13 protein-coding genes and 5 pseudogenes are annotated in these 19,935 nt (G+C 40.6%); 7 read left to right on the top strand and 11 right to left on the bottom strand.

The annotated features are described in order from the left end of the window. Nucleotides 1-2 precede the first annotated feature (2 nt). Nucleotides 3-944: a proline dehydrogenase family protein gene (locus tag L3V35_RS18565; RefSeq protein ID WP_237300433.1), complete on the top strand. Its 942-nt coding sequence runs from the start codon at nt 3-5 to the stop codon at nt 942-944. Nucleotides 945-1,875: 931 nt separating this feature from the next. Here the strand turns inward: L3V35_RS18565 and L3V35_RS18560 are convergent. After that, nucleotides 1,876-3,021, bottom strand: a pseudogene (locus tag L3V35_RS18560) (IS3 family transposase). Nucleotides 3,022-3,085: 64 nt separating this feature from the next. Between L3V35_RS18560 and L3V35_RS18555 the strand changes: the two are divergent. Beyond that, nucleotides 3,086-3,286: pseudogene (locus L3V35_RS18555) on the top strand (tyrosine-type recombinase/integrase); the annotation flags it as partial. Nucleotides 3,287-3,397: 111 nt separating this feature from the next. Here L3V35_RS18555 and L3V35_RS18550 read toward each other — a convergent pair. The 3 genes and pseudogenes from L3V35_RS18550 to L3V35_RS18540 all read right to left on the bottom strand — a co-directional run. Continuing rightward, nucleotides 3,398-3,541 (bottom strand): annotated as a pseudogene (locus tag L3V35_RS18550) (L-threonine 3-dehydrogenase); the annotation flags it as partial. Nucleotides 3,542-3,646: 105 nt separating this feature from the next. Further along, complete coding sequence (gene tdh / locus L3V35_RS18545) at nt 3,647-4,678, bottom strand: L-threonine 3-dehydrogenase (RefSeq protein WP_004730216.1); 1,032 nt, start codon at nt 4,676-4,678, stop codon at nt 3,647-3,649. A gap of 110 nt (nt 4,679-4,788) precedes the next feature. Continuing rightward, nucleotides 4,789-5,982, bottom strand: a complete 1,194-nt coding sequence (locus L3V35_RS18540) for a glycine C-acetyltransferase (protein WP_237300432.1) — start codon at nt 5,980-5,982, stop codon at nt 4,789-4,791. Nucleotides 5,983-6,359: 377 nt separating this feature from the next. Here L3V35_RS18540 and L3V35_RS18535 point away from each other — a divergent pair, with 377 nt between their 5' ends. Continuing rightward, complete coding sequence (locus L3V35_RS18535) at nt 6,360-9,602, top strand: response regulator (RefSeq protein ID WP_237300431.1); 3,243 nt, start codon at nt 6,360-6,362, stop codon at nt 9,600-9,602. Next, on the top strand, nt 9,602-10,786 hold the full coding sequence (locus tag L3V35_RS18530) for an EAL domain-containing response regulator (protein ID WP_237300430.1): 1,185 nt from the start codon (nt 9,602-9,604) through the stop codon (nt 10,784-10,786). The genes L3V35_RS18535 and L3V35_RS18530 overlap by 1 nt, the downstream gene beginning before the upstream one ends. 3 nt (nt 10,787-10,789) lie before the next feature. On the opposite strand, the gene L3V35_RS18525 is transcribed toward L3V35_RS18530, so the two are convergent. Next, nucleotides 10,790-12,502: a response regulator gene (locus L3V35_RS18525; RefSeq protein ID WP_237300429.1), complete on the bottom strand. Its 1,713-nt coding sequence runs from the start codon at nt 12,500-12,502 to the stop codon at nt 10,790-10,792. 280 nt (nt 12,503-12,782) lie between these two features. On the opposite strand from L3V35_RS18525, the pseudogene L3V35_RS18520 reads away from it, so the two are divergent. Next, nucleotides 12,783-13,346 (top strand): annotated as a pseudogene (locus tag L3V35_RS18520) (EAL domain-containing protein); the annotation flags it as partial. On the opposite strand, the pseudogene L3V35_RS18515 reads toward L3V35_RS18520, so the two are convergent. Together L3V35_RS18515 and L3V35_RS18510 are read right to left on the bottom strand one after the other, a co-directional pair. Beyond that, nucleotides 13,248-13,688, bottom strand: a pseudogene (locus L3V35_RS18515) (helix-turn-helix transcriptional regulator); the annotation flags it as partial. The pseudogenes L3V35_RS18520 and L3V35_RS18515 sit on opposite strands and share 99 nt — an antisense overlap. A gap of 137 nt (nt 13,689-13,825) precedes the next feature. Then, nucleotides 13,826-14,419: a cysteine dioxygenase family protein gene (locus L3V35_RS18510; protein WP_237300428.1), complete on the bottom strand. Its 594-nt coding sequence runs from the start codon at nt 14,417-14,419 to the stop codon at nt 13,826-13,828. A gap of 380 nt (nt 14,420-14,799) precedes the next feature. Between L3V35_RS18510 and L3V35_RS18505 the strand changes: the two genes are divergently transcribed. Both L3V35_RS18505 and L3V35_RS18500 read left to right on the top strand, forming a co-directional pair. Then, a complete protein-coding gene (locus L3V35_RS18505) occupies nt 14,800-15,732 on the top strand; it encodes a LysR family transcriptional regulator (protein WP_004730200.1) in 933 nt (310 codons plus the stop codon). After that, a complete protein-coding gene (locus tag L3V35_RS18500) occupies nt 15,732-16,115 on the top strand; it encodes a VOC family protein (protein WP_146456102.1) in 384 nt (127 codons plus the stop codon). Before L3V35_RS18505 ends, L3V35_RS18500 begins: the two co-directional genes overlap by 1 nt. Nucleotides 16,116-16,228: 113 nt before the next feature. On the opposite strand, the gene L3V35_RS18495 is transcribed toward L3V35_RS18500, so the two are convergent. The 4 genes from L3V35_RS18495 to L3V35_RS18480 all read right to left on the bottom strand — a co-directional run bounded on the left by L3V35_RS18495 (nt 16,229) and on the right by L3V35_RS18480 (nt 19,860). Continuing rightward, the gene (locus L3V35_RS18495) at nt 16,229-17,764 is read right to left on the bottom strand and encodes a PepSY domain-containing protein (protein ID WP_237300427.1); all 1,536 of its coding nucleotides are present in this window, start codon (nt 17,762-17,764) and stop codon (nt 16,229-16,231) included. A gap of 111 nt (nt 17,765-17,875) precedes the next feature. Then, nucleotides 17,876-18,226 carry a hypothetical protein gene (locus L3V35_RS18490; protein WP_017082430.1) on the bottom strand — a complete coding sequence of 117 codons (351 nt, stop codon included), beginning with the start codon at nt 18,224-18,226 and terminating at the stop codon, nt 17,876-17,878. A 325-nt stretch (nt 18,227-18,551) separates the two neighbouring features. Further along, on the bottom strand, nt 18,552-18,947 hold the full coding sequence (locus L3V35_RS18485) for a cytochrome b562 (protein WP_004730193.1): 396 nt from the start codon (nt 18,945-18,947) through the stop codon (nt 18,552-18,554). Nucleotides 18,948-19,113: 166 nt separating this feature from the next. Continuing rightward, a complete protein-coding gene (locus L3V35_RS18480; protein ID WP_054547061.1) occupies nt 19,114-19,860 on the bottom strand; it encodes a phosphatase in 747 nt (248 codons plus the stop codon). Nucleotides 19,861-19,935: the final 75 nt, after the last annotated feature.

Genomic DNA, 19,935 nt, shown 5'->3' with positions numbered 1-19,935 from the left:
AGGTGAATTTCTTTAGTCGCATGTTAAAGCACATTGCACGTAATGAAAACCTGATCAGCACATTCAATCAGGACCCAATGGCCTATGAGGCTCTTCTAAAACCCGCAAAACGATACATCGTTGAACATGAGAGTGAAGCGATAAAATTGGCGTCGCGTTACGAGGCGAAAGGGTACGCGATGTCACTCGAGTACATGGGGGGAGAAGACAGTAAAACACGAGAACTTTGTGAGATAAACACACTGCAATTTGTTCACTTGGCCAGCCGCTGTGAGCGGCTGACACCAGGGACAAACCTGTGTCTCGATCTTTCGACGATTGGGCTCGTATTGGACCGCGATTTCGCTCTAGAAAATCTAGAAAAAATCTGTTGCGCTGCTCAAAAGACCCAGTGCAACGTAATCATCAGCATGGAAGAATTCCATAAAGTCGATGATATTTTGTTTGTTTATTACGCGCTGTCAGAGAAGTACGATAACCTAGGTATTACCTTGCAAGCATACTTACATCGAACACAAGATGATCTAACTGAGCCACGATTTGCTCGGGGTATCGTTAGGCTGGTGAAAGGTGTTTATTCAGTTTCAGAGCGTATCGCTATTCAGGAAAAAGCCCATATACGAGAAAAGTATCTTGAGTATCTCACTCAGCTTGCCAAGCAAGAAGTTCCCGTTCTTGTTGCCTCTTGTGACGAAGCGTTGATCGAAGCCATCCTCGGCAACAAACAGCTCTCAAAGGCGTCGATAACCTTTGAAATGTTGCATGGAGTTCGTCCTGAGTTGTTAAAACAAATAAAAGACCGGGGATATCAGACGAGAATTTATCTGTGCTACGGAAAAGAGTGGTATACACACTTTTTCAATCGCTTATCAGAAAAACCTGAGAATGTGATTCAAGCGATAACAGACTTACAAAACGAGCAAACTGTCGTTCATCCCTACTAAGAGTTTACAGGCTACGTGGCGTCAATGTTGACCATTCTAGGATTATCTACGGGTGTAAAAGAATGCGTCTGAAATTGCGAAACAATTGCGAAACAATTGCGATGGTACTGGAACACGTAGCCGAACATGGCAAATTGATGATATTTACATCATAGTGAAGGTATGTTTGATGTACCTCTATCGAATAATCACTCGCTTGGTAAAACGGCCGACTTCTATTTATCCCTCACTCGTAATAGTAGGGAGATACAACGGTTTATGGGTTGAAACAACAGATTATTTCTTTTCAGATGTTAACAACAAGCTAAACAGGTCGGCATCACTCACTGGAGTTCTCTTTCAACAATGATTTGATGCTTTATACGCAGAGCGTAGATGCAATCCAAGATGGGTTGAATAACTTCGCATTCTACAACGTTGCAAAAATTAATGGTGTGCCGAGGAGGGCTATTTTGTCACCTCATTTTATACGTAAACTTTGAAGATATTGAAGAGTCAATTCAAAAAGGCAGCTCCCTCATGCACTCTCACCTCCGACCTGTGAAGGGGTGAATTGAAATTTAAATAACAATTTAATTTCAAGCGCTTAATTAAGAAATAAAACCTAAAAAATTTCCATGTAGTAAATATATAGCTTTATAGTTCTACAGGCTTGATTCACCACAACTGCTTCTGAAACTCAAAGGATTAATATCAGCAATGCCATAATTTTCCGCGAATAAAGCTCAAGTTATAGTCAGTGGGGTTTGAATGGGTCGAGTCGAAATACCCTGCCCCCGGATAGAACGAAGCCTCAGTATAAATTCTGAGGCTTCATAGTAAAATGTAGCAGTGTTGGATCGAGGCCCACGGATTTTGCAAAGCTTCGTTCAAAGTATGTTCCAGAGGTATCCAAGTACATTGTTCTGCACCAGTTAGACTGGACACCGCATTAAGCGACATATTGTTTTTCAAAGTTAACTGGGCTTAGATACCCAAGAGCACTGTGCCTTCTTGTCCGATTATAATCAACTTCGATATATTCAAAAAGTGCTTGGCGCATCTCTTCTCGCGTCATTATCGGCTCGTATTGGACTGCTTCTACTTTCATTGAGTGGAAAAAGCTTTCAACACAGGCGTTATCCCAACAATTTCCCTTTCTACTCATGCTTTGTTTTAGATTATGGGCTGAGATTAAGTCTCGGTAGTCTTTTGAACAATATTGGCTACCTCTATCACTATGGATACCCCCCTTCGGGCATGCCTCTGCAGAACAATGCCATTGATAGCGCATCACAGACCAGAGTAGCGGTCATTCTGCTACTCATTGACCAACCAACTACTTGCCATGAGTACAAGTCGATAACGACCGCTAAATACATCCAACCTTCACTTGTCGCTAGATAGGTAATATCTCCAGCCCATTTTTGGTTCGGTGCTGTCGCATTAAAGTCTTGCTCAAGCAAGTTCGGGGCAACAGGAAGCCTATGCTTGCTGTCTGTCGTACATCTGAACTTTCGGGCACCTTCGCGACTAAGCTCTGGCGCTTCATGCTCGCGACAATGGTTTTTAAATCATGTTTCTTACCATTTTCTTCAAGTTCTTTTTGAATACGCCTTGCACCATCGCGTTACTTTTTATCATCAAAGACTTCTCGAACTTTGCAATCAAGCTTCTCGCGGTGTTCCTTGCGTTGAGTGACTTTATGGCGATTATCAATCCAATAATAAAACCCACTTCTAGAAACCCCAAACACCTTAGCCATACGGACAATCCTATATTGCATCAGGTGTTCGAGCATAAACTCATAGCAATTTACTTTAGATTTTTCGCGAAGTAGGTGGCGGCCTTTTTTACGATATCTAGCTCTTCTGCTTGCTCAGCCAATAATCGTTTTAGTTTGGCATTTTCAGTGGCGAGTTCTTTTTTTCTATCACTGATTTTAGCGTCTTTTTTGATGGCTTTACGCCATCATAGATTTGAGATTCATATAACGATAGCTGTCGTGCAGCAGTTGCGACACCGATTTTTCTGCTAACTTAAGCGCTTCGGCTTTGAATTCAGGAGCATGTTTGATTCGTGTTTTCTTAGTTGTCATTGTTCACCTCGTTAGTGATTGTACTCACTTAACTCAGTGTCCAAAACTAATGGTGCGGATCACTCTACCTGACCACGTTCCGAATGGACAAGCGACGCATGTTTTACGGCATACTTTTGCTTCGCATTTTATGATGAACAAAGGGGATATTTTGGTGCTACAGCGTATTCTTGGACACACTAAAATTGAGCAGACAATGGCGTATTCCCATTTTGCACCAGAACATTTGATACAAGCGATACACCTCAATCCATTAGAAAATTAATGGCGACAAAATGGCGACACACACTGTAATCGACCGTTATTTAGCGGTTTTATTCGTAAAAAAGGCGACAGTTTTCACTTTCGCCCTTTGCTATTTAGAGCCTGATTTTATCTATTCCCAATCAAGAATAACCTTGCCAGACAGCCCACTACGCATAGCATCGAAGCCTGCTTGAAAATCATCAATTTTAAAGTGATGAGTAATGATTGGTGATAGGTCTAACCCTGACTGAATCAAGCTTGCCACTATATAAAAAAACAAAAAATAATCAATTATTTAAATTAGTTATCGATTAAAAATGGCGACAAAAAAGGCAACAGTTTTATCTGTTGCCTTCTAATATTCAAAACCGGTAGTAACCTACTCCCAGTCTAAAATTACCTTACCAGACATACCAGATCGCATCATGTCGAAGCCTTTCTGGAAGTCGTCTACTTTGTAGTGGTGAGTAATAATTGGCGTTAGGTCTAAACCTGACTGAATCAAAGAAGCCATCTTGTACCAAGTTTCGAACATCTCACGACCGTAGATACCTTTGATAACCAAGCCTTTAAAGATGACTTGGTTCCAGTCTACTGCCATGTCTGATGGTGGAATACCTAGTAGAGAGATCTTACCGCCGTGGTTCATGTTAGTCAGCATGCTGTTGAACGCAGATGGGTTACCAGACATTTCTAGACCTACATCGAAGCCCTCAGTCATGCCAAGATCAGCCATTACGTCTTCAAGCTTCTCTTCCATTACGTTTACTGCGCGAGTTACACCCATTTGACGGGCAAGATCTAGGCGGTATTCGTTTACGTCAGTGATTACAACGTGACGAGCACCAACGTGCTTAGCAACAGCAGCAGCCATGATACCGATTGGACCAGCACCAGTAATTAGCACGTCTTCGCCTACTAGGTCGAAAGAAAGCGCTGTGTGTACTGCGTTACCAAACGGGTCAAAGATTGATGCTAGATCGTCAGAGATCTCTGCAGGGATCTTAAATGCGTTGAACGCAGGAATCACAAGGAACTCAGAGAACGCACCAGTGCGGTTTACACCAACACCTGTTGTGTTACGACAAAGGTGAGTACGGCCGCCACGACAGTTACGACAGTGACCACATGTGATGTGACCTTCGCCAGATACACGGTCGCCGATTTCAAAACCACGAACTTCTTGGCCGATGCCAACAACTTCACCCACGTATTCGTGACCTACTACCATAGGTACTGGGATTGTGTTTTGTGACCACTCATCCCAGTTGTAGATGTGTACGTCTGTACCACAAATTGCGGTTTTCTTAATACGGATAAGAAGATCATTATGACCCATTTCAGGTTTTTCAACCTCGGTCATCCAGATGCCTTCTTCAGGCTTAAGCTTAGAAAGTGCTTTAATTTTCATAATGTTATCCAGTTCATCTCGCCTAACTGTAAGGCGAGAATCAAAAATCTATATGTTCTATTAGGTGTTGCTCTATCTAATCAAAGGACGCATAAGACATCCCTTTAAAATTAGATGATAGCCATGTCTTTACCAACTTGAATGAACGCATCGATTGCACGATCCAGTTGCTCACGAGAGTGTGCAGCAGACATTTGCGTACGGATACGAGCTTGGCCTTTTGGTACTACAGGGAAAGAGAAACCAACAACGTAGATGCCTTTCTCTAGTGCGCGCTCTGCAAATTCAGCCGCGACTTTTGCATCACCCAGCATGATTGGGATGATTGCGTGATCAGCGCCGCCCATAGTGAAACCAGCAGCTTCCATGCGAGTACGGAAGTGAGCAGAGTTTTCCCATAATTGAGTACGTAGGACGCCAGATTCTGCAAGAAGATCTATAACGCGGATAGACGCAGACACGATTGCAGGTGCAACAGAGTTAGAGAATAGGTATGGACGAGAACGCTGACGTAGCCAGTCGATCACTTCTTTCTTACCAGCAGTGTAACCGCCTGAAGCGCCACCCATTGCTTTACCAAGCGTGCCTGTGATGATGTCGATACGGTCAACAACGTTGTGGAACTCGTGAGTACCCGCGCCGTTTTCGCCCATGAAGCCCACAGCGTGAGAGTCATCAACCATCACTAGTGCACCATACTTATCAGCAAGGTCACAGATAGCAGGAAGGTTAGCCACTACGCCGTCCATAGAGAATACACCGTCAGTTACGATCAATGTATTGCGAGCACCCGCTTCTTTAGCAGCGATAAGTTGTTGCTCTAGCTCTTCCATGTTGTTGTTCGAGTAACGGAAACGCATAGCTTTACACAAACGAACGCCATCGATGATAGATGCGTGGTTTAGAGCGTCAGAGATGATTGCGTCTTCTTTACCTAGAATCGTTTCGAATAGGCCAGCGTTCGCATCAAAACAAGATGTGTAAAGGATAGTATCTTCTTTACCTAGGAACGTAGATAGCTTTTGCTCTAGTTCTTTGTGAGAGTCTTGAGTACCACAGATGAAACGTACTGAAGCCATACCAAAACCGTGCTGATCCATACCATCTTTAGCAGCTTCGATAAGAGCAGGATGGTTAGCAAGACCTAAGTAGTTGTTTGCACAGAAGTTTAGTACTTCTTCACCAGTCGAGATAGAAACCGCTGCTTTTTGAGCAGAAGTGATAATGCGCTCAGACTTGTAAAGACCTTCTTCTTTAACTTCTTCGATTTGATTTTGAATCTGTTGGTAAAATGCAGAAGACATTGTCTATTCCTTCCTAGTTATTATTCAGCAGCATCGTGCGCCGCATTATGTAGGGGATGCAAACGATTTCAATTCGATCATTTACACTGTAAAACTTATACCTCTATTCTAGTTGAACATGCCCTTTTCGATTATCCCTCTAGTTGGAAAAACATTAATGAATCACAGGCACTAATATTATTAAGAGGCCATATAAAGCAAATCTATAGAGCAAATGTGTTTTATAAATCACCACTGGGCAAACAACATACTGAGCACAGATTTCAAACATATAAAAAGATCTGAGAAATCCCTTTATTATCGATAAGTCATAGATAGAATGTTGTTGTTTTTATGCCAAAATACTATTTCCCACAATTGAGTTGAGTGTTGACTACATGCCTAAACTTATCACGAATTTCAAACAGCTCTCCAAGAGTGAAAAAAAAGAAAGCCGCATCAGAGCGGTCATAATCGGATTCGTTTTAGTCATGACATTGTTAGTCGCTATTGCAATTGGAACTTGGACAGGGACAACGAAGTTATTTGATACGCTAAACCGAATATATACAACCGGAGAGCTCATCTTCTCTTTAGATAGAGCACGCTTGAACGCTCTCGGTTACGTACGAGACCCTAATAGTGATAGATTAGATAAAACACTTTATTACATAGAGCAATCCAACTTACTCACCCAGGATCTAAATGACAACAATGAAGACATAATCTTAGAACTTCTTGGAGAGTACCAGGCAAGCTTTCTCGAATTCGTTGAAATAGATAAAGAACGAAAAACCATCGTCAAAGAATACGCTGAACGAGCAAATAAACTAAATCAAACGTTCAAAATGGTGGTTAACGTTAACTATCAACACGGCGACCCCAAAGTAATCAGATTAGTAAATCAATTGATATTTGATAGAACTTCCATCAACAAAAGAATCGTTAATTATTTGACATCGGGGAAAAGAATTAACTCAATAGATTTGGAAGAAACACTCGATCTATTATTCGGAATTGAGCGTTCTATAAAGCAACTAATGCCAATCATTAATCAAACAGATAATCTCGATGCCCTATCCAAGCTACTAGGTGACACAAAATTTTATATCAAACTTGTCGGAAAACTAATCGAGAACAATGAAAAACTCGTCAAAAATTCTCAGAAAGCTATTCCTTCGGTTTTAGAAGCTGAAGCAAGGATAATCTCAATAAGAAACGAACGCGTAGAAAAAGTTGATAGCTTAAAGTTCACGTCGTTTACCTTAACCATCTTATCCTTCCTTTTTGTAATAAGCTTAGTGCTACTCGGTTATTTGATTTTTCATTCTATTACCAACTTGATAAAGCTAACAAATGAAGCTAAGTATGCTCGCGATAGTGCTATCTCATCAAATAAAATAAAGTCTCAATTTCTAGCTAATATGAGTCATGAAATCCGAACGCCAATGAACGCGATTATGGGTATGACAGGGCTAGCTTTAAAGACTAACCTAAATGAAAAACAACAAAAGTACATTGAGAGCATCGATATTGCATCTAACCAACTGATCCACATCATTAACGATATTCTTGATACATCAAAAATAGAGTCAGGCAAATTCACTATTGAGTTAAGCCAATTTAACCTAAAGCAACTGTTAAACGATTGCCATAAACTCATGTCGGTGAACGCCCATCACAAAGGGTTGAGTTTGAACTACCAGTGCGATGAAAATGTCCCCAAATTAGTGAATGGTGACTCATTAAGACTAAACCAAGTTTTACTAAACATTGTGGGTAATGGCATAAAATTTTGTGATAGTGGCTATGTTTCTATGGATGTTAGTTGCATCGAAAATAACGGCACTAGTGCTCGAGTGTTGTTTGAGATTACCGACACTGGCATTGGGATATCTGACCAGGATATCGACGCTCTTTTTAAGCCTTTCGCTCAAGTAGATAACTCTACTGCTCGGTTATACGGGGGAACAGGGTTAGGTTTAATGATAAGCAAACAACTTGTAGAGTTAATGGGGGGGAGCTTGCACGTTATAAGCACACCTAACAAAGGAAGTACTTTTTCTTTTGACATACCATTCTGTATAACTATGCAGGATGCCGTCAACCACAATTCAGAGATAAAAATAGAATCACCTAAAAACATTCATCAACTACACGGCAAAAAAATTCTACTTGTTGAAGATAACTATATTAATCAAGAGTTAGTAAAAGAACTATTGTTACATGTTGTAGATCTCGAAATTTGTGGGAGCGGAGAACAAGCCTTATTGCTTTTACGTTCGAAAGAGTTCGACGGTGTGTTGATGGATTGTCAACTTCCTGTAATGGACGGATATCAAACGACATCATCCATTCGTAATGATCTAAAACTCTCGCTCCCTATTATCGCGATGACAGCTAATGTCATGCCTCAAGACAAACACAAGGCTATCGAATCAGGTATGAATGACCTTATCGCGAAACCTTTAAACACTGAAGACATGTACTCCAAGATGATAATGTGGTTTTCTGACAGCATTAGCTCACAGGATTCTAGACAAACTCCATCATCACAGCCTCCAACTGAAACATCAGAGTTTGATTTACCTGAATGGTTGAAATCCGCTCCGCATATTGATCATATATCAGGCTTAAAAGTAAGTGCCGGCAACGTCAACCTTTACCTTAAGTTACTTGATGTCTTTGCCAACGATTACGAAGAGTTTGTGGCAATAATGGAACATGCCGATGAGATCCACAAATTAAAAGGCACGGCTGGTAACTTAGGGGCAACTCGACTACAGCAAGCTTGCGATACTTATGAATACTCTCACAGCGAAGATGCCCTCAACGATATAAACTCGCAGCTAAGTGCTTTACTTCTACAGATTAGAAAGCCTAAAGAACAGGTCGATAAGACATCAACAGAAATTATAAAGGAAGAATCAATGCAACAACTAATTGGACACGTATTGATCGTTGAAGACGATATTGTGAATCAGTTATTACTGAAGAACCAACTTAAAGAGCTGGGACTATCAAGTGATGTTGTCAATGATGGAAATGAGGCTCTATCTCAATTACAAAATCGTAAAGATGGTTATGACTTGATTATAACAGATATTCATATGCCGAATCTTAGCGGCCCTAGCCTCGCTAAGGCTATCAAAGAAGATATCGTAAAGTTCGGCTATATCAATATTGTAGGTAGTTCAGGTGAGCGCGATTACCAACTTGGTGACTTCCCTAATTTTGATGAGCTAATACTCAAACCTTTTGATGCTCAAACAATTCATAACAAGATCTCAAAATTTCTCATTAGTTCAGATGACGATTCCAGTTTTGATAACCAAGAGGAAATTGAAGACAATTTCACTCACTATAGCGCAGAAAATAAGATTGAGATCTATAACGTTATTATTAGCTCTATGACTAAAGACCTAAAGGATTTAGACACGACAGATGACGTTAGAAGTTTGGCTCATAAAATCAAAGGCTCTGCGAATATGCTAGGGATCAGTTCTGTTTCTGAACTTGCACAATCGTTGCAAAATGAAATAGACACAGAGAAGAATAAAGAAAAAATAGAGAGGCTTAAACTCGCTATGACAGCAACAATCAAAGATGTAAAAAACCTTCTAACTAAGGCTCATGTGTGATGGATGAGTTAAGCATCCTCATCGTTGAAGACGATTTGATCCAAAGTACAAGGTTGAAAATTGATTTGAGTTTACTCGGTCATAAGACAACATATGTCGCTAATGATGGATTAGAAGCGTTAAAGCTCATTGAAGCAAAAAAGATCGACTTAATCTTCTGTGATATCAATATGCCTAAGATGGACGGAATCAAATTTCTTCTTCAATTATCAGAAATAGATAATTCTCTTGGTGTTGTTATTGTCACTGCTGTTGAGGACGACATTAGTGAATTAACCGTTAATATCTGTTCTCTATTAAATTTCAAATATCATACGTTGCTAAGAAAATCTGATATCAAGTCAAAACTATTAGAATCAATTGATGGCTTTCACCATCAAATTCAAGAAGAAAAAAATCATCAAACACCACCTCAACTGACTCTGAGTGATGTTAGATGCGCATTTTTAAATAATAACATTATAAATCACTACCAACCTAAGGTTCTATTTTCAAATAATACACTCGTCGCAGTTGAGGCTCTAGCTAGGGTCAAGCATGAAGATTTAGGTACATTAAGTCCTATATCTTTCATTGAGTGTATGGAAGAAAATGACATGATGGATGAATTGTTCTTTGTCGTACTAAACAATGCTGTAAAAGAAGTTGCCGCTTACCATTATGATATTTCTGTATCTATTAACATGACACAAGGCAATCTAGAAATCCCTAATGTATGTGACCAAATCATAGATGTTTGTGCTCTCCATGACTTTTCGCATCATAAGTTAACATTAGAACTCACTGAGTCTCACGCATACCAAAACAATCCAACTGCGCTAGCTACACTAGCAAGATTGCGGATACACGGGTTCAAACTATCAATAGACGATTTTGGGACCGGATATGCCTCGTTGGATAAGCTTCTAGATCTACCCTTTACTGAAATGAAGGTCGATAGGCGCTTTATTACCGACTTACCTTCTAAGCCTAAATATCAAGCCTTAGTAAAAATGCTCCTCCAGGTAGCCAGCTCTCTTGAGATGAATACCGTTGTAGAAGGCGTTGAGGATATGGCGACTTGGAACATTTTAAAAGAACTCGGCTTTGAACAATGCCAAGGTTACTTTACAGGAGCACCGATACCACTAGAGAAGCTTCACAACTGTTTATCAAAGTCAGTAGTTATTTTGGACAATACTTAACTGTTAATCTAGAGCATGTTTCGCAACTCGGCTTTCAGCCAACTCAAAGTTGCGAAGCACATTTAACGTTTCTAATTCTTTTTCGTTATACAATTCTCGACATACCTTAAAGCATGATTTCAATAAGGTTTTCACTTCCCTTGCTCTGAAATTCGAAGGCCAAGCTTGGGTCAAGCACTCGATGATTTGTAAGTTAACTTCTCGAATATAAGTATTCTTAGACCTTACATCAATCAAACAATCTAAAGCAGCGACAAGCTCTTTTGACTTAATTAAATGAGTAACTTTATCCATATTAGTGTTAACAGCATCAGTTTGCGTTCTATGCTGTTGGGTCAAGGATTTAAGTAACTCAACTTGTGATTTTAACAGCATAGGACTGGAATCACTCTCATCCAATAACACTTTAATTGATCTAATGCATTCACCAAACTCCTTATTAAAGGAAAGTAAGCATAGTAAATAGTTAAAGTGATATTTATTGTAAAATCCTAACACTAAGTCATTTGAATAAATGTGCTTAAGTATCGTAATTGCCTCACTCAACTTACCTTCAAGAATGGATAAATGACACATAATGAGCTCTTGATCAACATCATAACTAGGCTGATAATCATGTTGCTCATCAGTTCGATTATTATTTTTATCCTTAATCAGTGATATCTGCCTAAATTCATTTAATGCTTCTATTTTTAATTTTTTAGGGTCTTCTTCTATTTGGCCTTCATTTATTACTAGGCTATTTTTTTCAATTGAGTCATAAATAAATAGTATACATCGAATGTAATTATAGCGTGACTCTAAGCTGTCTCGATATGTATCAATATTAAGTTCATAATACATCATAAACCTTGCAGCAGCGTTTCTATAATCACCTTGAGAAACACATAGGTTTGCAATAACTAGTTCCCTTTCAGGGTTACCAGGAGTCAATTCTGAAATAATAGAAAACTGTTTTATCGCTTTAGGAATATCACCATTATAAATGTCATATTTTGCATTTAACGTCATGGCTTGTGTCGAGTTAGGTACCTTTGCTAGCATTTTTTCGACAATAGATTGAGCTCTAGCAAACTCACCAAGCTCTATTAAACTATCAGCTAAACCTGCATTTGCCCACTCAACGTCTTTCTCAACAATAATTGAATCATACAGCTCTTTCGCTTCATTAAACATGTTTAACAATGCGTAGAACTCTCCTCTAAATTTTTGTATTAAAAAATGGTATTGCGGGTATTTAAATTCCAACTCATCACATAATGATAAACCAATCGTATAGTTTTTTTGATTTTTTGCCTGGTACAATTTATATAAAGCAGATTTTCTCGCGAGTGACCTTTTTATCTTATTTGTAAAATAAACAGAATTAAAAGGTTTCAAAATATATTCATCTGGCGACAATTCAATTATTGAACGAACGATCTTCGACAACGACTCTCCAGTTATCACGATAAAACTACTTTTAGGCTTGATTAAGCTATAATGTTGCAGTTCTTCAAAAACTTGTTTGCCATTTAATCGAGTATAAAAATTATAATCGCAAATAATTAGATCAAAGCTCATTTTTTTACAGTGCCATATAGCGGCTTTAGGATCCTTTGCATGATAAATATTCTTATCATTTAAACCCAAACTAATCAGCATTCTTCGAATACTCGACAAGATAACTGGGGAGTCATCAACTATTAAAGCTAAGATGTCACTGTAATTTTTCATAAATGGGGCACTCTCCTATAACGGGACAAGTGTAACATGACCAATTTTGTAAATAATCCCTCCAGTTACAAAAAAATGTGATGCGAGCTTTTATTGGCTTAGGATCACACTTTAATACTAACAATATCTAGCCAATTGATATGAAAGGTAATAACAGAAAATGTAATATTTATTTCTAATTCATATCAAATATCAATTTTTCATCTCAGAACGATATAGTGATGATTCTCCGCTTCTCTCAGAATGTTCGACCGTTACGCCGCTATGCAAATGAGACAAGATGAGAAACAAGCACATGACCCTATCCGATCACACCATACAAGAAGCCTTCGAAAACGACTGGTACACCTGTTTTTATCAGCCAAAGGTTGAGCCTAGTGTCAAGAAAGTTACAGGGGTCGAAGCACTGTTTCGTTTAGATATTCCAGAAGAAGGGGTTTTCGCTCCGGGCGTGTTTATTGATCGTGCGTTTGCGTTGGGTTACGAAGAAAAGATCTTTTCTTGCGTTCTCGAACAGTCTTTAACAGAAATTAAATCTCTCTGTTTTCACTTAAACTTGGCGGTTAATGTCAGCAATAAGGTGCTCGCCAACCCTGATAACGTAGAAAAGGTTCATGAATTGCTTTGGAACATGTCGTTTAAAGCAAAACAGCTTACCTTTGAACTCAGTGAAAATGATCAATTAGATGACCAACTTTGCGGGCAAATAAAACGTTATCAATCTCTCGGCATAAAAAGTTCAATCGACGACTTCGGTATTGGTCATTCTGATATAAGTAAGGTGATGAGCCTTAACGTCGATGAAGTGAAGTTTGAGGTGCATCCCTTGAATCGACTTAAGCCTTTTCGCAGGAAGCGAACCCATGTTGTATGACTCTACGCTTGTGACCTCATAGTCGTAGCCAATATCGGCATTAGACGGACGTTCCATATTCTTTGTTGCGGCTTTGACTTGCACCATTTCTTCTACCGAAAAATCATAGTCGACCTGAAAGAAACTCGCGATACCAAGGCGACGAACAAAACTAGGCAGCGTCTTTGCCCTTTCCCACTGACTGACCATTACTTGATTAACACCAAAAAATGCTCGATGAGAATTGGAAAGCAATTCTGAAAATTCTTCCTGTGAAATGGACGCTGATTCACGAAGTCGCTTTAGCTCAATTGGGAAATTGTCTTTATTCATCTGTCACTTACCTAGCTTTTTAACTAGTGTAGTTTACTTATCTCTACTATGACATGATGCATTGGGCATAACCTCGTTTAACCAAAACTCCCCCAGAACTTGGTTGGTATTTGTAGGCAGGTCGCTACAGATAAATGTTAAATCTCGTAGGCCCAGCACTCTTGTTGTATGTCGAGCAACTCCGACTTACCGCTCTCTAGCTGATAGAGATGGAATTGGCTTAAAGGGGGCGAATACACGTGCAACGTAATGAGCGGTTCATCTCCAGCCTGTAGATTCGATATCTGATGGATATCATTATCTTTACTGACGGTCACACTCCCCTCTTGGAAATGAGTCGACTGAGAAGCAAAAATGTGACCATTAGCCGCCGTTTCAAACAAGGTTTCCGTTGCTTGCCCATGTAGAACCTTTACGCCACAAGACGTATTCAAATGATCGTGTATTTTACTTCTTTGTCCATTTAGCCAACTCAAAATTAAAACTTCACAGTGGTCATTTTTGAAAAGCCTTTGTCGACAGTATGTTTCTTTATCAAAACTCGCCAACGACTTGATCTCTTCTTTACTCAGCTCGATGTGATCCAATATGAACCGAATGGAAGCCAGAGACATGGGTTTATTCGCCAGCTGTATTTGGTCCATAAACTCTTGGAAATTAAGCTCATAATCGTTATTAATTAACGCGGCTAACGCGGGAGATTGCGTTGGGGTGATATCAGTACGTTGCAAAATACTTACCTCTGATTATGTTTTTGCTCTTCCGAACTCGAAGTTGAAGTTGAAAGCTCTCTTCGAACGATGAAATATGGCTGATTCGATTCAGCACAAGTTGGGAGGATACTAACACCGTTTAAATTAAATTTAACAAGCAATCACAAGTATTTACATTCATATAACAAAAGCATCTAACAACCAATTTGAAGCAACGGAATCGCCATATTGACTTGAGATGTGAATAACTGAGTAATATGAAATAGGAACAACAAAAGAACGGCTTCTATCACGACTACTATTGCGCGTATCAATTGATGAAATTGATTCACAAATTAGAAGATATCACTCACAATCAAGGTTATGGCCACCGTTGAAATCAGTCTAACTGGATACTTATGATTAACCCAAAACTCATCGCCCTACTTCCCGATCTCGCCTCGTTTATCTTAGTTGTGAATGAAGGTAGCTTTACCGCTGCAGCAAAGCAGCTAGGCGTGACACCTTCAGCGTTGAGTAAATTGATCACACGTCTAGAAAAAGCACTCTCAGTAAAGCTGTTCGAGCGAACCACTCGTACATTGATCATCACACAGGCCGGTCAATTGGTATACGACCAAAGCGTGGTCATGATTAATGCGGCGCAACAAGCGGTTGAGCTGTCTACCTCCGATCATACTGAACCTGCTGGCTCAATAACAGTAGCGGCGCCAGAAGCCTTCTTGAACTCAGTGCTACAGCCTTTCGTTGTTCCATTCTTGAATCAGTACCCTGAGATTCAACTCAAATTAAGAGCCGCCGATGGCGACATCGACATATTGCGCCAAGGCATCGACATTGCCTTTCGCCTTACCGACAAACCTGACGAGAGTTTGGTATTGAAAGAACTCGGAAAAACGAACCTTGTACTTTGTGCGAGCCCCGACTATTTAGATGCCAAAGGAATCCCTCACCACCCTACCGAGCTTTCTGAGCACGACTGCTTATACCTTGCAGAAACAGATAAAGACCACATTTGGGACTTCCTTAAAGATGATGAGTTTTATACAGTCCCCGTCAGCGGACGTTACGCTGTGAACCACTCTCAGATGCGATTGAAAGGTGTTAAAGAAGGGCTTGGCGTGGGTATTTTCCATGACTTCGTGATTCAAGATGCATTGGCTGAAGGTTCTGTAGTGCAAGTACTGGAAGATTGGACTATCAAGAGTAACTACCATGGCGCTATCGCGATGCAGTTTGCTCAAACCAAGTACATGCCTGCCCGATTGCGTGTGTTCATTGATTATGCGATGGAACACTTGGGTGACAAGCTGGCAGGAGAAATAAACTAATGCTGAAAGGAATACACCACGCCGCCATTATTTGCTCAGACTATGAAGTCTCTAAACGCTTTTATACAGAAGTTTTAAAGCTTGAAGTGATTGCGGAGAATTATCGTGGAGCGCGTCAATCGTACAAACTTGACTTGGCACTGCCTAATGGCGCTCAAATAGAATTATTCAGCTTCCCTGACGCACCTGAAAGACCAAGCTTTCCGGAAGCTCAAGGGCTGAGACATTTGGCTTTTTGTGTTGATGACGTTCAACATGCCAAAAGCTATTTGGAAGAACAAGGTATTGAAGTCGAACCGATTCGAGTTGATGAGTATACGGGGAAATCATTTACGTTTTTCGCAGACCCAGACGGCCTGCCGCTAGAGCTTTATCAGATCTAAAGCTTTATCAAATCTAGCGCTGAATCAAGTCTAAAGCCTCCCTCACAAAAGAAGCAATCATCTGATTAATAAAACGGACTTTCTCAAGTCGAGAAAGTCCGTTTGCATGTCAATTAACTCAACGCGGTCTTGAATTTCTCAACGCGTGAAAACAGTAACCAATCCAATAGCATGGCAGTCACAATCGTTGCACCCGCGAGTGGAAACAATATCGAAATAATAACCACAGTCACTAAACCCGCTTTCCATAAGCCTGCATCGCCAAACTTCGGTGGCGTTCCCAACTTTCTCTGGCCTGAAGGTCTGCGCATCCACCACATTACTCCACCAGTCACTGACACCAAAATGAATGCCAAACAGAACAACGCGTTTAGAAGCTTGTTGATGATACTGATATCACCTTGGTGCAGAGAAATACCCACGGCTAAGGTTTTGGCGAATAAATTGTAATCTTGCCACGTCACCTCTCCTAGGATGCGCCCTGAATATTGGTCGAGGTGAGTCGTGCGATCTTGGGTTGGATCGATAATGTCACCGCCCATGGTATTCGCAGCCACGGTGTAAACGCCCGTTTCTGAGCGCGAGAAATTGACTTTATATTGCGTAAAACCAAGAGATTGAGCTTTTGCTATCACATCATCAATCGAGAAATTACTCGCAGATAATACATGCTGAGAATGATCCTCACCCATCTTAGAATGATCATGAGCTTCAGACGCTTCTTCTACTTGGTGGACGTGTTCTGCTGGCTTATCTTGAGACAAAGGCAGTGGCGTTTGCTCTAGGTTCCAAGGCATTTCCTCCTCAGACCCGTGATTTAAAGAAGCATGCGTTTCGTTAGACAGAGGAATGTCGTCCCACATTTGAGCAGGAAAAGTACTCCATGCTTGCACTAGCTTACCGCCCCAAAAACCTGTCCATGACAATCCCGAAAGAATAAATAACAGAAGAATGAATGACAGTGTTCCACCGATGTTCGCATGCAGATCACGCATTAAAATACGCGTTCCTGAACCAAATCGAAGCTTAAGAAAACCAGCGCGGCTAGCGTTATCTCGAGGAAGCCATAAGTAAATGCCACTGATGAGTAACAGAATAGACAAGCTTATTGCGACTTCAATTAGGTAATCACCCCAATCACCAATCAACAAAGTGCCGTGAATGTCATTCGCCAGTTGGTACAGGCTATCGCTGCGCGGGATTTCTCCTACCACTTCACCAGTGTATTGATTCACCGTGGCGAAAACGGAAGTGCCATCTTCAAGCGATACAGAAAATCGGTTCGCAAGATCAGGGACTTTACTCGGTACAAACTGTGTCACCGTACCTTGTGGGTATTGATGCTGTACGGCAGCTAATTGTTGCGACACCTTGATCGGTTCGCCCGATGCAACAATTTCAATCGCGTCTTGATGGAAAGCGAGTTCAATTTCATCATCAAACAACATCACCAAACCAGTAATACTCAACATCAACATGAATGGGATAACGAATAGCCCGGCATAGAAGTGCCAGCGCCAAGTGAGGAAGTAGAGAGTTTTATTGCGGTCTTTGTTTTTTATATTGGTTCTCGAACCGGTTGTTGCACTGCTTGTAGACTGCGAAGTCGCTTGTGCTTTCGCAGAGCTTTGAGATTCATTTCTCAACATTATTATTTCCTTTGACACACGCAAACATACCTTCTGAAGAATCAGAAAGTAATCTGAGCATGTTTAACTTTACTTAATACTTTGTTTTTTAATTATTTTAGAAGGTTAGGTTTAAGCAATATCAAAGGGAGGGCCGCGCGGGGCTTGCCTCGTGTAGCGTTCGCTTAGAGCCAAAAAAGCGTAGCTGTCTGAGACAATAGAACTCAGTCGAGTTGTCAGTAGTGTAGTTGGAAGTTCGTCTTGGTGAAACGTGGAAAAATGGCTAAATGGACACGGCTTTCCTTTGTGAGTATTGGGCTCGCCTTCCTCAATTTGAACCAGTTCAAAGCCGTTGACCGTACATAACGACGCCCATACTCCCGCACTATTACCATGAGCATTGATAACAGGCATTAATGTCACTAGCACCCAGCTTAATGCTGTAGCAAGTAACATGGAGAAGTTGAACGAAGTTCGGCGCATTATTCCTAATCTTTATAAATTTTCCTTATTATGAGGCACTTGTTATATAGGTAAACGTAAAGATTAACATCAGGTTAAAAAATTGAAGCTAACGCACACTCTTTTTAGTTAAAAACTGGTTACAACCAAAGAGCCAAAAGAATGTTACGCACCTATTAGCAGTAACATGTCTAGAAAATAGCAGTAAACTGTTTAGAAAAAAGACAATAAAAAACGCCGCCTTACACCTTCCTCTAGAGAGGGTAATGTAAGACAGCGTTTTAGAAATCGAATCTTGAGGCTTTGCTCTTTGTTACGTATCTAGCAAACTCAATTGATTAGCAAATTAACCGAAGATCTTGCTCCAAATGCTTGGATTACGCTTCTCGTGATACTCTTCACGAAGGCCATCGATAGTACGAAGCTCTTGCTGTGCAGATTCAAATTCACCTTGGTCTAGCTTCTTCTCAATGCTATCAATCGATGCACTGATCTTTTTGAAACCTTCCATGAAGTGTTCTTCTTTCTCAATTGGGTAAACACCCGTTTTGAGCTCAGCAACTAGCGTGTCGATACGTACGATAGGCTTTTGCATCTCTTCAATGTTTTGAGCTTCTGCCGCTTGTTTGAACGCAAGCTTCATTTCTTGCATGTTTTTCTTAAGGTCAACATTAGCAAAAGCGTTGCCAGACAATAGCGAAGCAGCGATTAAGCCAGATAAAAGGATTGAGCGAGTTTTCATTGTTTCTCCAGGTGAAGCGATGTCTTTGAAGATAGCGCCATCGTTATTGTGGCACTTCGACTTTATTATTTTCGGCTAGTGTATACAAAAATCCGTCGGGTACAAAAATTGATTGTGTCGAAATGCAAACTAGCTAGCTAATTACTGACAAGTACTAGGCAAACCATCATTCAAATACCGAAAACTCGGCAATCGATTGACGACCACGCAATGCCAAAAAAGCTAAGAATTGCTGTGGTGAATGGGTAATAACCTTGCTCGAATCCACGCCCACCTCATCAAGTAGTGAAGACACGAGATCCAACCCGCCCACATCTATGCAGAAATGCGCATCGCTACCTGTCGTAATAAACGCACCTTTCGCTTTAGCAATTCTTGCGATCTCGTAACAACGATCAACACTGCCAACGCGACTATTGCCTTTAAGCGTGGTGTTATTAATTTCGATCGCAACGTTATGTTCCGCCGCACATTGAATCACAGCTTCAAAATCGAAATCAAAATTTGGGTTTCCTAAATGACCAAGTGCATCAATTCGACCACCTTTAATCACATTCAACAATGCTTCTGTATGGGTAGCGACATCCGATGGACGAAATACTGGCTCATGAAAACTCGCGATCACCCAATCCAAGTTCTTATCCACACTCGGATGAATGTCGATTTCACCCTGTGTATTCATGATGTTTGACTCGACACCTCGAATAATTGCGACATCTTCAATAAAACGAGGGAGCACACGCTGATTGCTGAAAAACCAATAGTGTGGCGCGCCCGGCATGGACTCAGAATGATCAGTAGTACAAAACATGGCTAAACCGTTTTGCTTCGCCGATTTAGCGTTTTCGATCAGCGTGCTGTAAGCATGGCCACTTGCGTATGTGTGGGTGTGGGTATCTACTTTGAGTTCCATGAATCAATGCTCTCTTCGCTTGGTCAAAAAACGTTTTTCAGAAAGTAACTCTGAGTCTCTTTCTGGAAAGGAGTG

Source organism: Vibrio sp. L5-1 (assembly GCF_021728315.1).
Lineage (GTDB): Bacteria > Pseudomonadota > Gammaproteobacteria > Enterobacterales > Vibrionaceae > Vibrio > Vibrio splendidus_K.
Note: the sequence above shows the minus strand (reverse complement) of the source record. Positions and strands in the feature narration are given on the sequence as shown.